We start from the raw sequence: 12,906 nt of genomic DNA, 5'->3' as shown, positions 1-12,906 counted from the left end.
TCGCTCTTCTCTCGCTTGCGCTATGTAAAAGCGCCGGTGTCGCTCACACCGCCGCTTTGGCGGAACGCTGTTGCTGGCGCTTGCGCCATGCGGCTTTAATGCGACGACGCTCATCAATGGTGCGCTTCACATCTCCCCCAAGATGGCTTTCGCCACGTTCTTGGGACAACTGCATTTGACGCTCACGCTCACGAAAACGCTGAAGCTGCGCATCGGTCAGGGTTTCATGACACTGATGGCAGCTCACGCCGGCAACGTACTCAGGACGCTGTTTGTCTTCCTCGGTAATCGGACGACGGCAGGCGTGGCACTGATCGTACTGACCCTTTTGCAACTGGTGGTTAACCGCCACACGGTTATCAAAAACGAAGCACTCGCCTTCCCACATGCTGTCGTCCTGAGGCACTTCCTCCAGGTATTTGAGGATGCCACCTTCCAGGTGATACACCTCTTCAAAACCCTGCTCTTTCAGGTACGCCGTGGACTTTTCACAACGAATACCACCAGTACAGAACATCGCCACCTTCTTGTTCTTTGAAGGGTCCAGATGGGTCTTCACGTACTCGGGAAACTCACGGAAGGTTTCGGTGTTCGGGTTCAGTGCGCCCTTAAAAGTACCGATCTGAACTTCATAGTCATTGCGGGTGTCGACCAGCACCACCTCCGGGTCAGAAATCAGCGCATTCCAGTCTGCTGGTTTCACATAGGTACCCACCACTTTGCGGGGGTCGATACCTTCCACACCCATGGTCACGATCTCTTTCTTCAGCTTGACCTTGGTGCGGTAAAAAGGCAGTACGTCGGTATAGGACTCTTTATAGGAAATGGGAGACATGCGCTCATCGCTGTTGAGCCAGTTCAGCAGCACATCAATCCCTTCACGACTTCCGGCCACGGTGCCGTTAATACCTTCGGCGGCCAGCAGCAGAGTGCCGCGAATCTCATGGGCTTCCATCACCGCCAGCAGCGGATCGCGGATGTCATTAAAATCAGGCAGGGCGACAAATTTATACAGGGCACAGACAACGTACTGGGACATGCTTTTCTCCATGCGATCTGGAACGTAAAACCAGAGCAAGTGAATGAGGGATAACCGGCAAAGGCGAGTGGTTCGCACTTTTGCGGTGATTTCGAGGGGCAGTATTGTACCCGCCAAGGGCCGCCAGACCAAGGCTTGGCATCGATGTGTCAGCGATCGACGCCAAGATTACGACCCTCTGCGCCTGCCTCAAAAAATGGCGCAATCGGTTGCGAATCACTCTAGGCAGATTTCCACCAACAGGCGTAGAGTTGAAACTGATTCTCAGGTCACGAGGACCTGAGTACACGCAGTTGGCTATTCCGAGAAGTATTTTTAAGATGAGGAACCCCTCATGATCAGAGCCTTTCTGCCCTCCGATCGATCCGCTGTCGAGTCCCTTTGGCAAGACACGGAAAATGAAATTAGCGCCTATTATCATCCGGCCTGGCGCAGCTATGAACGGCTGGAGCAGCTGGACCACGTTCTCGAACAGGGCGAAACCTGGGTCTACCTTCACCAGTTGCAGGTGGTGGGTTTTATCAGTCTGGTCGATAACGAAATCGTCTGTCTGTGTGTTGAACCGGAACATCGCGGTAAAGGTATCGGCTGTACCCTCCTTAACCATGTTCGCTGCTTTAACCCCGAGCTGACCGCCGTGATTTATGAATCCAACCGTCAGGGCCGTCATTTCTATGACCGCTACGGCTTTGTCACCAGCCAGCGCTTTACCCGCAATCAGGACGGTCAGGCACTGCTACTGATGCAGTATCAGGCGCCCTTTATGCGTGAAGCGACCTTCCCTATGTTCGAGTTACCGATGCAGATCCACTAAGGGTCTGCATCCCCACCCCACTCTTCATTGCTATTGGCAAGTCACCCCTTTTCACTACAATGAGCCTCTTTTTTGATCATGGAGGATCATGTGGTGAAGCGCTTTCTTTTACCCTTGTTGGCATCGTACTTACTGCCTCTTCTGAGCTGGGCCGCGCCCGCTATACTGCCAGAAAACCTCAGGCCGGGGGTTCACTTTGAACATGGCGACTGGGAGGTTAGTTGCGACAATACGCGTACCTGCCGAATGGCGGGGTATCAGGATGAAAGCAGCCAGAGCGCATCCCTGTCGGTATTACTGGAACGCACAGCAGGACCAAGCACACCCGTTTTGGGCCAGTTTCAACTAGGTACATATGATGATGACGGCGCAAGTCCACCAATAACCGCCGTTGAAATGCGTATCGATGGTAAGTTTCTTGGCAATATCAAACTGGAAGATACGCTGGGAAAACTCAATGACTCCCAAGTAGCGGCGTTAATGAACGCACTGGAATATGAACACCCCATCACCTTCAGCAGCAATCAAAAGCGTTGGGAGTTGTCTTCAACAGGCTCTAATGCCGTATTTCTGAAAGCAGATGAGGTACAGGGTCGCCTGAATACCCCCTCAGCCCTTTACCAAACAGGTAAGCTGCCAGAAACACAGGCACTCCCTCCATTACCAGTTCCGGTAATTCATGCCGCGACAGTTAAAGATCAGGAAGCTCGAAGTTTCCCTGACAAGAAGGCTTCATCATGGATAAAACGCCTGAGAGATAAAGCGACCAAAGCCAATGAGTGCCCTTCTCTTTCCGAATCAGATGGGATCGGTGAGCCAACAGTTCAGACTGCAGAACTCTCAAATGGCTATAGCCTAATCATGACTCAATGCTGGTTAGGTGCTTATCAAGGTGGGTCAGGAGTATGGTTACACTATCCTGATGACACCCCTTGGCCTTTACACCTTCCCTACAGCGAAGGCTTTGCCGATGTAAGCGATTATTATCAAGGACAACTACTATCAAATTTTAAAGGCCGGGGTCTTGGCGATTGTTGGAGTAGCCAGGACTGGACATGGACCGGACATAATTTTGAGCTAACCGGACAGTCCTCTACGGGTATGTGTCGCTTGGTAGCAGCAGGCGGCGCCTGGCATCTTCCAACCTTTGTTTCCAGGGTGGAAATACCCTAAAACACTCTGCGCATAGGTAACGCTTCTCCTTTGTGGCATAACCTGACCACAGGACGCATAAAGCTCGCCGGTCCGGCGTTAGCTAAAGGAGAAAAGTGTGATTTCACGTCTACCACACTGGGTGGAAACAGCCGCTTTTGTATTGGCGCTGGTCGCAGGTTATGTGAATGCTGTCGGTCTGGTCGGTTTTGATCTCCAGGCGGTTTCCCACCTTTCAGGCTCTACCAACCTTCTGGGTGTGAATGTCGCTCAGGGTTCTCACGAGACAGCCCTTTATCTGTTTGGGGTTCTTCTGGCATTTCTGGTCGGCGCTGCCTGGGCAGGCTGGCTGCTACACGGCACAACGCTCAAGCGCGGACATTACGATATCGCCCTGATCTGTTCAGCCGTGCTGCTGTTCGCGGCGATGGCATTATTCTGGCACTTTGACTATCCGGGGATTTTCCTCGCCTCTGCCGCCTGCGGTCTTCAAAATGCGCTGGCGACGACCTACAGCGGAGCGATTGTCCGCACCACTCACGTCACCGGTATTTTCACCGACCTTGGCATTATGCTCGGCTCGCTAGTTCGCGGTGAACCTCTGAACCGCCGAAAAGCCAAGATCTTTCTTATCATCATTACAGGCCTGATCTGCGGTGGTTATGCAGGCACCTTGCTCTTTGGCCAATTACGCTTTGATGCCCTCGCCGTTCCTGCTATCGCCTGCCTGCTAATGGCAGCGGCCTATCGCTTTTATCGTCGATATCACAATGAACTGCTTGAGGCCGCTGAAACCTAACACCGCAAAAGCGCCTTGTAGCAAGCACAAAAAAATACCTCTAACTAAAATTCAGATTTAAAACGTAGAAAAGCCTTACAGGGCATATCCTGTAAGGCTTTTCTCTAAGCTTTAACTACGGGACGGATAGTTAACGGCGGTTAATCATGACCTGATTGGATAGGTTGGAGGATTATTAGCGTCGATTTAGTAGACTTATCTTGTATAGAAAAGTGAAAGGGAATGTTTATTTTGACAATATATGCGGAATATTATAGAGCGTCATCTATCGACACAGAGGTGGCAATAATGACGCACTAAGCGGGTTATAATCTGTAGGGAAGCGAAATCTAATCCACTGTTTAAGTTCCTGATTATGTTGTATAGGATAAAATGCTCTGTTGCAGGCTAGCAGTGTACTGTAGTTGATCTACAAGTGGAATTACAGCAACTCGAGATATCCTTTCAACACCTAGATTCTCATGCGCAATGCTTACCGTAAAATGTTTATCTTTAGTCGGCAGCCAACTCAAATCTCTAATCCATTCAAATAGGCGTTGCAAATTATTTATTTTCTTAAGTCCTTTTTTAAATACATCAAGTGTAACCACAGGAATATTAGATTCATGCGAAGCTGTACCACCATAGCCTTGAATAACAACAACACCTTGAACCTTCCATTCAGAAGGATTTCCAACATTAATAATTCCGTTAAACGAGTTTTTAATAAATTCAGTTAAATTATTTTCAAAAAAAACAATTTTACGATTAAGTTGATCTACTTTAGAAGATGTAGCCTTCATCTTATTATAGACCTCACGCGAATCACCTGGTTGTAAAATCCATCGAAACTCAAGCAATAGAACAGTTTTACTAGCATCATCAACTATGAGGCCATCAATTTCCTCTTTATTTTTATTAAACTTAAACTCTCTGTTAAAAATAAAATATTTCCAACATTCTAACGAAGACTTTATATTAGAAACCATATGTTCCTCAAAACTTTCGCTTTGAGCATCAAACTCTTTTTGCCTTGTCTTAGCCATAAGAGATAAAATATTCCTCTGAACATTACTGTTCAGTATATGGATGCACGGAACCATAAACATGTTCGACTTGGATAAATATAACGGTTGCAAAGCAGGGTCAGGCGTTTTACTTTTCCTACCAAAAGTCAGCATATCTATAAAGCTATAAACCTCTTCATTGGCAATGCTTGCAAGTTGCATTAGATCTTCACAAAGTTGTTCTCTACTTATAATTAGCACTAGACTTGACTCCCCACCTCCCTTTAAAGAGTATTTCAACGCCGCAATTTCTACGGCCAAAATATGGTAGAAGCACCTTATTAGTAATGCATTGATCAGTGCGTGAGTTTTATATGAGCCTCCCCAAGGAAAGTCGAAGTTATCAGGTATAATTTTTTCTCTTTGCGGAATGTGTTTAGCTATTTCACATGTCGTAACAGCGTCATATTTATAGGTGACTCTCTTACGTCTAATTCGTACAGAATCATGCATTCTTGAAAAGATTAAATGAGCTTCAGGGACATCACTAGTTAGCCAGAAATGTAAGATTCCTGTTATGTCAGTTGAAACATCTGCACCATGACCAAGGAGCTCCAATACGCTATATCTCATGTCTAATGAGTCATGATACTTTAGCTCATACCCTCCCTCTACTTTAATAAATTTGCCATGAGAGTTGTATGTTGCAGCTACTAACCTCGATAATCTTTCGTACTTCTTACCCGCTTCAAGTAACATTACAGATTTTTCATACGATTTAGGGATAGTTTTTTCTGGCAAAGTGACTTTATTATTTAATGCATGCTTCAACACGTGGCTAATGGAGTGACGTAGTGAATATTTATACGCATCTACAAAAGATGGGTCAATTTTTCCCTCCGGAATCCACCCAGCAAAAAACATTCTCAGCGTATCCTCCGCAACAGTGAATAAATGCCATACTGAGATATCAACTAAGGGATGAGGAGGTTCGATAATATAAAACTCCTCATCAATCATTAACTCAATATCAGCTCTGTGTGTAGCATAATCCCCACTCATTATTCACCTATATAAGATTGTTGGCTAACTTCAAATGCCATACAGCATCAAGGAAAGTAACATAACGTTTGGTTAAGAGGCCGGCTTGAGTCTCTCCCGAGTGAGCAATGCAAGAAACTTGAACTATTTTTTTATGAGTCGCGACTCAAGCACTTTAGCTGGTTGAACTATGCCGTTAGATAGAAGTGAAAGTGCATTATTTATTGCAAATTCATGAAGATTTTTAATTCCAGATAAGAATGGCATAGAGTCTTCAATAAATTTATAGGCTTGATCCCCATCCGCATCTAAACCAATTATGCTATAGTTGGCAAGGTCAAGAATTTTTGGAAAAAAATGGATTGCTTCGTTTTTGTTTTCCAACAACTCACTTTCTGGGATTTTTGAGAAAACAATGAGCTCATTATTATTTTTATTTCTTTTAAAGATGTAAGGGAAGTAATCTGTGATATCTTCAATAATCCACTCGTAGCGAGTGGTTTTCATTCGCTCTAGGCCAAGGTAGCGCAGCAAGAGTTCTTTTCTTAAGAATACAGCGTTCTTGTTATGGTGCCAGCAATAAAGAACGCAAAACATGGCAAGACCTCGATGCTGTCTACGTGCGCCTTCGCGAATTTCGAGTTGCTCCATAGTCTACTCCTGCAGTGCATAAAACTTCGATTCTGAGCCAACTCGGCTTACCGTTTTAGCTGCACCCTTTAAATCTGGATAACCATTAGGAGAAATAAAGAGAATTTGGAAAGCATCCTTTATTCTCTTCCGTGAAAACGAGCAGGCGCCTACTGCTGGAATACCTGGCACAGTATCTCAGGCAGCAAGTCCATTCTTTACCTGATACTGCATCAGTTTCTAAATATTTCCAACCGCTTTCTAAACCTATTGTTCTACTAACTGAGCCTGATATTGTGCATTCGCTGGATACACAGCATGCAGGGATGGGACTCTTGAGGAGGTGGGCTGTGTCTGACGTCCATTCTTAGGCCAGATTCGTTGAGAGAGTCGTGTTTGTGGCTACCGTCTTCGGACCGAAAAAACCGGTCTTATCCGGATAGGGTAAATATAAAAAAACCCGGCCAAGGCCGGGTTTTCTCTTTACGCTGTTGTTCGCTGCATTATTTCCAGGTAACGACCGGATCAACATCCGCTTCGTAGTCCACACCGTCAAAACCGAAGCCGAACAGGTGCAGGAATTCCTTGTGGTAACCTGCGTAATCACTCAGCTGGTGGAAGTTTTCCTGAGTCACCTGTGCCCACAGATCCTTGATCTTGGCCTGGGTGGCATCGTTGGTTTCCTTGCCATCCATACGCAGACGGTTCACTTCGTCCGTTTCAGGCGCGGCTTCCAGCAGCTTCTCTTTGAAGAGGCCAGTGATCTGCTCGATACAACCTTCGTGGGTGCCTTCTTCTTTCATGACCTTGTAGATCAAAGAGATATACAGCGGCATAACAGGGATCGCAGAGCTTGCCTGAGTGACCAGTGCTTTCAGGGAAGACACATAGGCTTTCAGGTGCTTGTCCGCATAATCCGTTTGAATAGCCATCGCGGCGCGGTCCAGATCTTCCTTGGCTTTGCCGATGGTCGCAGAACCATAGATAGGCCAGGTCAGCTCTTTACCGATGTAGGTGTAAGCGGTGGTGGTGCAGTTATCCGCCAGCAGATCCGCCTCGGCCAGTGCCTTGATCCACAGTTCCCAGTCTTCGCCACCCATGACTTTAACGGTGTCATGGATTTCCTGCTCGCTGGCTGGCTCAAGGGAAATATCGTGCACGAGGTCTTTATCGGTGTCGTACGTCTTGGTGGTGTACGCCTGACCGATCGGCTTCAGGACAGACTTGTAGGTTTCACCGGACGCAGGGTCAGTACGACGTGGGGAGGCCAGTGAGTAGATCACCAGATCAATCTTGCCCATGTCCTGCTTGATCGCTTCAATGACGTCCGCCTTGATCTCGTTAGAGAAGGCATCGCCATTGAGGGTACGTGCGTACAGGCCAGCATCAGCGGCCTTGTCGTGGAAAGCGGCGGTGTTGTAGAAGCCAGCCGTGGCGGTCTTGCGCTCACTGGGTTCTTTTTCAAAACACACGCCCAGAGTTTTCGCGCCATAACCAAAGGCTGAAACGATACGTGAAGCCAGACCGTAGCCCGTGGAGCAACCCAGAACCAGTACGTTCTTGGGGCCTTCAGAGTAAGGGCCTTGCGCCTTTACGTACTCGATCTGTTGCTGAACATTCGCTGCGCAACCAACAGGATGTGAGTTGGTGCAGATAAAGCCTCGAATCTTGGGCTGAATAATCATGGATGCCTATTTCCCGCTAGTTTGACTGTGCACATTGTAATGCCAAGGGCAACAGAAACAACCTCGGCCTGCAACAGCCACTAGCGCGCCGCAGGAACGGGATCGGTAATCCAATGGACGCGCGCGCAGTTAAGGCAATGCAGCAGGCGTTCAAGAAAGGAGAGATGCGCGGGCGACATCACCAGATGGTGGGTCATGATGCCCGTCGGTTCGCTGGCTTCACTCTGACCAAGACGTCGCGCCGCCAGATGCCGAATCAGGCTGGTCAGCACCCGCACTTCCCCCAGTTCAGCGGATTCTTCCTTATCCAGATGCAGAAGGTCCACATGCACATTGAGCATGGCAACAGCGGCAGGTTCACGCGCATCAAGGCCGGACAACACCTTAAGCGGGGTTTGGGCTAATAACACCGGAAGATCGGGCCGGTAACGATTCCACGGCGGCACCAATACCGGATAAAGCGACTCTTTGAAGACTGCGGCTAAACGCGTAAAGCCTTCGTTGAGGGACTCAATAATCGTTTCAGGTGCCCGATGGGGATCAAGCTCCAGCTTACGCTCCCCCTCTGCAGCATGACTGTGGTGATCAAAACCATGTTGCAGCACACCAGCCAACGGCCAGTTCGCCAGTGCAGGCGCTAGCGATGCCTCAAGATCCGCAGGGATGACCGCCAGAAAGACCGGCGTGTTTTCTTTCTCACTGATCGCTTTCAGTGCCTGCAACTGAGAGGTATCAGCGACAGCATCATCATCTCGCCACCAAAATGCCGGCGTATCGCCTGCGCTTTTCCAGAGCTTAAGTTCCTGCTCCAGTGCCGCCCAGGCTTGTGCCGATGTTCGGTAATCCCGGTGTTTCTCAGCCATGAGCGGTCTCTCGCTCTTGCCAAAGACGCAGGATAATCTCGCCTGTGGTTCGCGCGCCATCAATGTCCAGCGGCAAATGATTCGCCTCTTGCTGCAGAGCCTCTTCAATTGCCTGAGCCATGGACTCAGGCGTCAGGCTCGATTCCGCAACCCAGCTCAGGCGGCCAAGCCCGGCCAAGGCACGCGTCCGGGTAATTTGTTCGGTTTCCCCCGTGCCTTCAAAGGGCACAATCAGGCTAGGCACTCTGGTCAGCAGAATATCCATCAGGGTGTTATAACCGCCTTGAGAAATTGACAGCGCAGCATGGGCAAGCAGCCCACGAAAGTCGTTACGCACCGGCTCAATAATAACGCAGCTATCCGCCAGCGCTTCCAGCCGCTCCCGCTCAGCCGCGGGAAGGTTCGGCCCGATTAACACCCGCCAGCGGTGATCTTTCAGAGAAGTCAGAGGTTTGGCCCGAATCGCCGCATCCATAATGGCAAAACCCACCGCGCCACCACCGGCAGAGACGATGACTTCACCCTGACCTGCGCTTGTCTCCACCGCTGACTGATCGGCGACATAACCGGTGTAGTAATGGGGCACAGGCAGCTGCGGTGTCGCCAGAAAACTGTTCTCCAGCGGGATAAAATCGGCCTGACCGTGTACCAGCACGGCATCAAAATACTTGCCAAGACGATCCAGGGTTTTCTGCTCTTTCGCCTCAGACCGCTGCTGCAAAATATCGCGTACGGAACTCAGGATCAGTGGCTTGGGCGAGGTGGCAACTGCGGCTTTTAACAGCGGCTCAAGCTCAAAGCGCAGCTGTCCACGCCCGAAGGGGTAGCTTTCAATCAGCAGTGCATCAGGTTGTTCTGCGGCAAAAAGTGCGAGCAGTTGCTCGGTGCGTTTGGCTTTGAAGGCATCATCCGCCGGGTTGCCCTCGGCATCGACGAGTCCGCTAAAACTGGCATCCGCCGCGCGTAATGCAGGAAGAGATTCAACTCTTACGCCGGAGAAGTCTGCCTGCGCGACAGACTCTCCGCCCTGAATGACGACAACCTCAAGACCAGCGGATTTCATTCCCTGGGCAACCAAGGCGGCGCGTTTGACGTGTCCGATGCCCAGCAAATGCTGGACGTAGAACAGCACTTTCATGAGATATCCTCGGCCTTGAGAATTTGTCGGCGCCCGTCAGGGCTAACTTGCAGAGGTTTCAGCGGCGTGAAGTAACAAACCTTCGACACGGTCCTGCACACGCGTCAGACCACTCAGCATATCCTCGGACATGCGGCTTTGCGGTGACGGCTGCTCTGCCAGCGCATAAAGCGCTTCGATCATACGGCCCGTGGTCTGCTCCTCACGTGGGTCCAGCATGGTCGCCAGCCCCAGAGAAGTCGCGTTGGTCGCACGAATAAACTGCTCCAGACGCGGCTCAGTGCGAGGAATTAGCAACGAGGGTTTGTTGAAGGAAAGAATCTCGCAGAAGGTGTTATAGCCACCCATGGCAACAATACCTGCAGATTCATTCATCAGACTTTCAAGATTGGAGTCAAAGGTAATGACATGCACGCCACTTAATGGCTCAGCACGTTCAATAAAGCCCTGCTGCTCCTGACGGCTCATAAAGGGGCCAAGCACGATCATCACATCCCAGGGCAAACGCGGGTCCTGCTCATAGGCACGCAGTACCCAATCCACCATGGACGCACCATCGCCACCGCCGCCGGGCGTGACCAGTAAATAAGGGCGCTCAACACGATCAAGATAGCGGGACTGGCTGTATTCCGGCACCTGACGCTCCAGATAACCGGTATAGCTCATTTTGTTCAGCACCTGCCCGGAAATCGGCAGACCTTCCAGAGGGTTACCCATGGCACGGTCGCCATAGACCCAGATTTCATCGTAGAGGTTTTCCAGTGCAGGAAAGGCTTTCTTGTGATGCCACTCTTCGGTGAGCTTGACCGGCTCGTCCATCACATCGCGGATACCCAGCACGGTTTTACAGCGGGTGTCCTTGAGCATCTGCAGGGTGGATTCGACTTCGCCCTTAAGCCCCAGCGGCTCTTTATCGACAATGAAGAGATCCGGATCAAAGGCACGGGCAGTATTCAGAATGATGGATTCGCGCAATGCGAGTGTCTGGCCAAGTTCAATATGCAAACCCAGCGAGGTGTAATCGCCGTTATAGAGCTTGATCACACCGGGAATACGGACGAAGTCGACCCGGGCCTTGAAGTCAAAGCGGCCAATAATGGGGGAGCCTGTAAGAATGAGCACAGACAAGCCCTTAAAGCGATCCACCAGGGCATGCGCCAGTGCACGGCAACGACGCAGATGTCCCAAGCCAAAGGTATCGTGGCTATAAATCAGGACGCGAGCATCATTCAGTCTCAAGTCTTCAACTTCCTCAGCCAATGCATTCATTGTGACAAGCCCTTGTTGCGGAGAGCATTCATCCGTGTTCGAAGCCTGACACGAAACCTGAAAGTGCGCCAGTTGGTAAGACACTCTTTCCAGTAGTTATTTGCTGATGACCCCGGACGGACACAACCCGACGCTAAGGATCAGTCAATTTTCTCAGGCAAAACAGTAGTTTAGCCCAGCTCTTTGACGGCGGGAATGGCACTTTCCTCGACCATTGGTATGAAAAGCTCCATCGGCTCATCGATTCCCCGGAAGGCATGAGTACCCACACTCTGCAAAGGGCTACTCAGCAGCGAGGCCATCTCGGCAGAAATCAGCAGCGGATAACCCAGCCGCTTGGTGGTGTCTTCAATTCGCGCAGTACGATTTACCGCAGGGCCAAGTACGGTGAAATCGAGTCTGCTTGGGGCGCCCACATTGCCGTACTGCACGCGGCCCACATGCAAACCCAGACCAAAACGCAGCGGTGGTAAATCCTCAGCCTGACGTTGGTTGCTCAGCACTTCAATGCGCGCCAGAGTCGCCTGCGCCGCCTCCAGTGCCAGCGCTGCCGCCTGATTCAGATCGACCTTTTCACTCACCGGGAAAACAATCAGCATGGCATCGCCGATAAAGCGCAGGATTTCACCGCCGCGCGAGGTGACTTCTTCCGCCACGGTTTCAAAATACGCATTCAGTGCATCAAGCATTTGATCGGCAGGCTGATGCTCGGTCATGAAGGTAAAGTCACGCAGGTCACTGAACCAGAGCGCGGCCTGAATCTCTTCCATATCGCCGCGACGGATCTGCCCTTTCATCACCCGCTGCGCAATCCTTGGGCCGATGTAAGTCGAGAGCAGGGACTCGCACAGTTCTTGCCGGGCAATCACTTCCCAGTGCGGCTCAAGCACGGCAACCACCAGCGCCAGCTTCTCGATATCCTCACGGCTAAACCCTTCGGCAGCATCAGTACAGAACATCGCCGTCTGAACACGACCATCGGCGTAGACCATGGGAAAGCCAATATAGTCTGTTGCGCCCTGCTCTTTGAGTTCGCTCAGGGCAATATGCATGTCTTCAGCGGGGATCTCGCTCAGGCGATAACGGATAGGCTGGCGTTGAAGGTTCAGCGCTTCAATGGGGCTACCGATATAGCTGGAGGTATCCTTCACTGACAGCATGGCACTGGTTTCTTCCACCTCCGCGCTGCCACGCCACCAGGTATAGGTTCGGCCAATCACTTCCGGGTGCAGCACATTGAGGCCAATACGAATACGCTGAAGCCCCGCACCTGCGCGCGCCAGCGACTCACAAACACGGGTCACCAGCACTTTGGGCTCAACGACCTGGGTATCCAGCATCAACTCGGCAAGCACGGGCAATACCGGCCAGCCGGAAAAGTGCGCCATACCAGAGGTCAGAAGTCGGAACTGATCAGGGGTCATGCAAGTAGCCTCCTTGCAGAAGAAAAGGCGAGTGAGACCACCCTTAAGGATAGAACACCCCATCCG

11 protein-coding genes are annotated in these 12,906 nt (G+C 50.5%); 3 read left to right on the top strand and 8 right to left on the bottom strand.

Annotation, left to right across the window (positions count from 1 at the left end):
- Nucleotides 1-43: 43 nt before the first annotated feature.
- Nucleotides 44-1,039 carry a rhodanese-related sulfurtransferase gene (locus tag ACKC9G_RS12865; protein ID WP_411405976.1) on the bottom strand — a complete coding sequence of 332 codons (996 nt, stop codon included), beginning with the start codon at nt 1,037-1,039 and terminating at the stop codon, nt 44-46.
- Between the two features lie 334 nt (nt 1,040-1,373).
- Here ACKC9G_RS12865 and ACKC9G_RS12860 point away from each other — a divergent pair, with 334 nt between their 5' ends.
- From ACKC9G_RS12860 to ACKC9G_RS12850, 3 genes are all read left to right on the top strand, one after another.
- Nucleotides 1,374-1,853, top strand: a complete 480-nt coding sequence (locus ACKC9G_RS12860; RefSeq protein ID WP_411405974.1) for a GNAT family N-acetyltransferase — start codon at nt 1,374-1,376, stop codon at nt 1,851-1,853.
- Nucleotides 1,854-1,946: 93 nt separating this feature from the next.
- Nucleotides 1,947-3,026 carry a DUF1176 domain-containing protein gene (locus ACKC9G_RS12855; protein ID WP_411405972.1) on the top strand — a complete coding sequence of 360 codons (1,080 nt, stop codon included), beginning with the start codon at nt 1,947-1,949 and terminating at the stop codon, nt 3,024-3,026.
- A gap of 97 nt (nt 3,027-3,123) precedes the next feature.
- Nucleotides 3,124-3,804, top strand: coding sequence for a YoaK family protein (locus ACKC9G_RS12850; RefSeq protein ID WP_411405970.1), 681 nt, complete (start codon nt 3,124-3,126; stop codon nt 3,802-3,804).
- A gap of 353 nt (nt 3,805-4,157) precedes the next feature.
- Here ACKC9G_RS12850 and ACKC9G_RS12845 read toward each other — a convergent pair whose 3' ends face one another.
- From ACKC9G_RS12845 to ACKC9G_RS12815, 7 genes are all read right to left on the bottom strand, one after another.
- Nucleotides 4,158-5,852 carry a hypothetical protein gene (locus ACKC9G_RS12845; RefSeq protein ID WP_411405968.1) on the bottom strand — a complete coding sequence of 565 codons (1,695 nt, stop codon included), beginning with the start codon at nt 5,850-5,852 and terminating at the stop codon, nt 4,158-4,160.
- 123 nt (nt 5,853-5,975) lie between these two features.
- Nucleotides 5,976-6,482 (bottom strand): hypothetical protein, encoded by a 507-nt coding sequence (locus tag ACKC9G_RS12840; protein WP_411405966.1) that lies wholly within the window; start codon nt 6,480-6,482, stop codon nt 5,976-5,978.
- Nucleotides 6,483-6,964: 482 nt separating this feature from the next.
- The gene (gene fabV / locus ACKC9G_RS12835; protein ID WP_411405964.1) at nt 6,965-8,146 is read right to left on the bottom strand and encodes an enoyl-ACP reductase FabV; all 1,182 of its coding nucleotides are present in this window, start codon (nt 8,144-8,146) and stop codon (nt 6,965-6,967) included.
- A gap of 80 nt (nt 8,147-8,226) precedes the next feature.
- On the bottom strand, nt 8,227-9,009 hold the full coding sequence (locus ACKC9G_RS12830; RefSeq protein WP_411405962.1) for a hypothetical protein: 783 nt from the start codon (nt 9,007-9,009) through the stop codon (nt 8,227-8,229).
- Entirely contained in the window at nt 9,002-10,147 is a 1,146-nt protein-coding gene (locus ACKC9G_RS12825) for a glycosyltransferase family protein (RefSeq protein ID WP_411405960.1), read from the bottom strand. Before ACKC9G_RS12825 ends, ACKC9G_RS12830 begins: the two co-directional genes overlap by 8 nt.
- 42 nt (nt 10,148-10,189) lie before the next feature.
- Complete coding sequence (locus tag ACKC9G_RS12820; protein WP_411405958.1) at nt 10,190-11,416, bottom strand: glycosyltransferase family protein; 1,227 nt, start codon at nt 11,414-11,416, stop codon at nt 10,190-10,192.
- A 170-nt stretch (nt 11,417-11,586) separates the two neighbouring features.
- Nucleotides 11,587-12,840 carry an adenylate/guanylate cyclase domain-containing protein gene (locus tag ACKC9G_RS12815; protein ID WP_411405956.1) on the bottom strand — a complete coding sequence of 418 codons (1,254 nt, stop codon included), beginning with the start codon at nt 12,838-12,840 and terminating at the stop codon, nt 11,587-11,589.
- Nucleotides 12,841-12,906: the final 66 nt, after the last annotated feature.

This window comes from Pokkaliibacter sp. CJK22405 (genome assembly GCF_046614695.1).
Classification (GTDB): domain Bacteria; phylum Pseudomonadota; class Gammaproteobacteria; order Pseudomonadales; family Balneatricaceae; genus Pokkaliibacter.
Note: the sequence above shows the minus strand (reverse complement) of the source record. Positions and strands in the feature narration are given on the sequence as shown.

Bases quoted from the DNA above. Each gene is read 5' to 3' on its own strand.
- ACKC9G_RS12865 (WP_411405976.1), bottom strand. From the start codon at position 1,039: ATGTCCCAGTACGTTGTCTGTGCCCTGTATAAATTTGTCGCCCTGCCT.
- ACKC9G_RS12860 (WP_411405974.1), top strand. From the start codon at position 1,374: ATGATCAGAGCCTTTCTGCCCTCCGATCGATCCGCTGTCGAGTCCCTT.
- ACKC9G_RS12845 (WP_411405968.1), bottom strand. From the start codon at position 5,852: ATGAGTGGGGATTATGCTACACACAGAGCTGATATTGAGTTAATGATT.
- ACKC9G_RS12840 (WP_411405966.1), bottom strand. From the start codon at position 6,482: ATGGAGCAACTCGAAATTCGCGAAGGCGCACGTAGACAGCATCGAGGT.
- fabV (WP_411405964.1), bottom strand. From the start codon at position 8,146: ATGATTATTCAGCCCAAGATTCGAGGCTTTATCTGCACCAACTCACAT.
- ACKC9G_RS12830 (WP_411405962.1), bottom strand. From the start codon at position 9,009: ATGGCTGAGAAACACCGGGATTACCGAACATCGGCACAAGCCTGGGCG.
- ACKC9G_RS12825 (WP_411405960.1), bottom strand. From the start codon at position 10,147: ATGAAAGTGCTGTTCTACGTCCAGCATTTGCTGGGCATCGGACACGTC.
- ACKC9G_RS12820 (WP_411405958.1), bottom strand. From the start codon at position 11,416: ATGAATGCATTGGCTGAGGAAGTTGAAGACTTGAGACTGAATGATGCT.
- ACKC9G_RS12815 (WP_411405956.1), bottom strand. From the start codon at position 12,840: ATGACCCCTGATCAGTTCCGACTTCTGACCTCTGGTATGGCGCACTTT.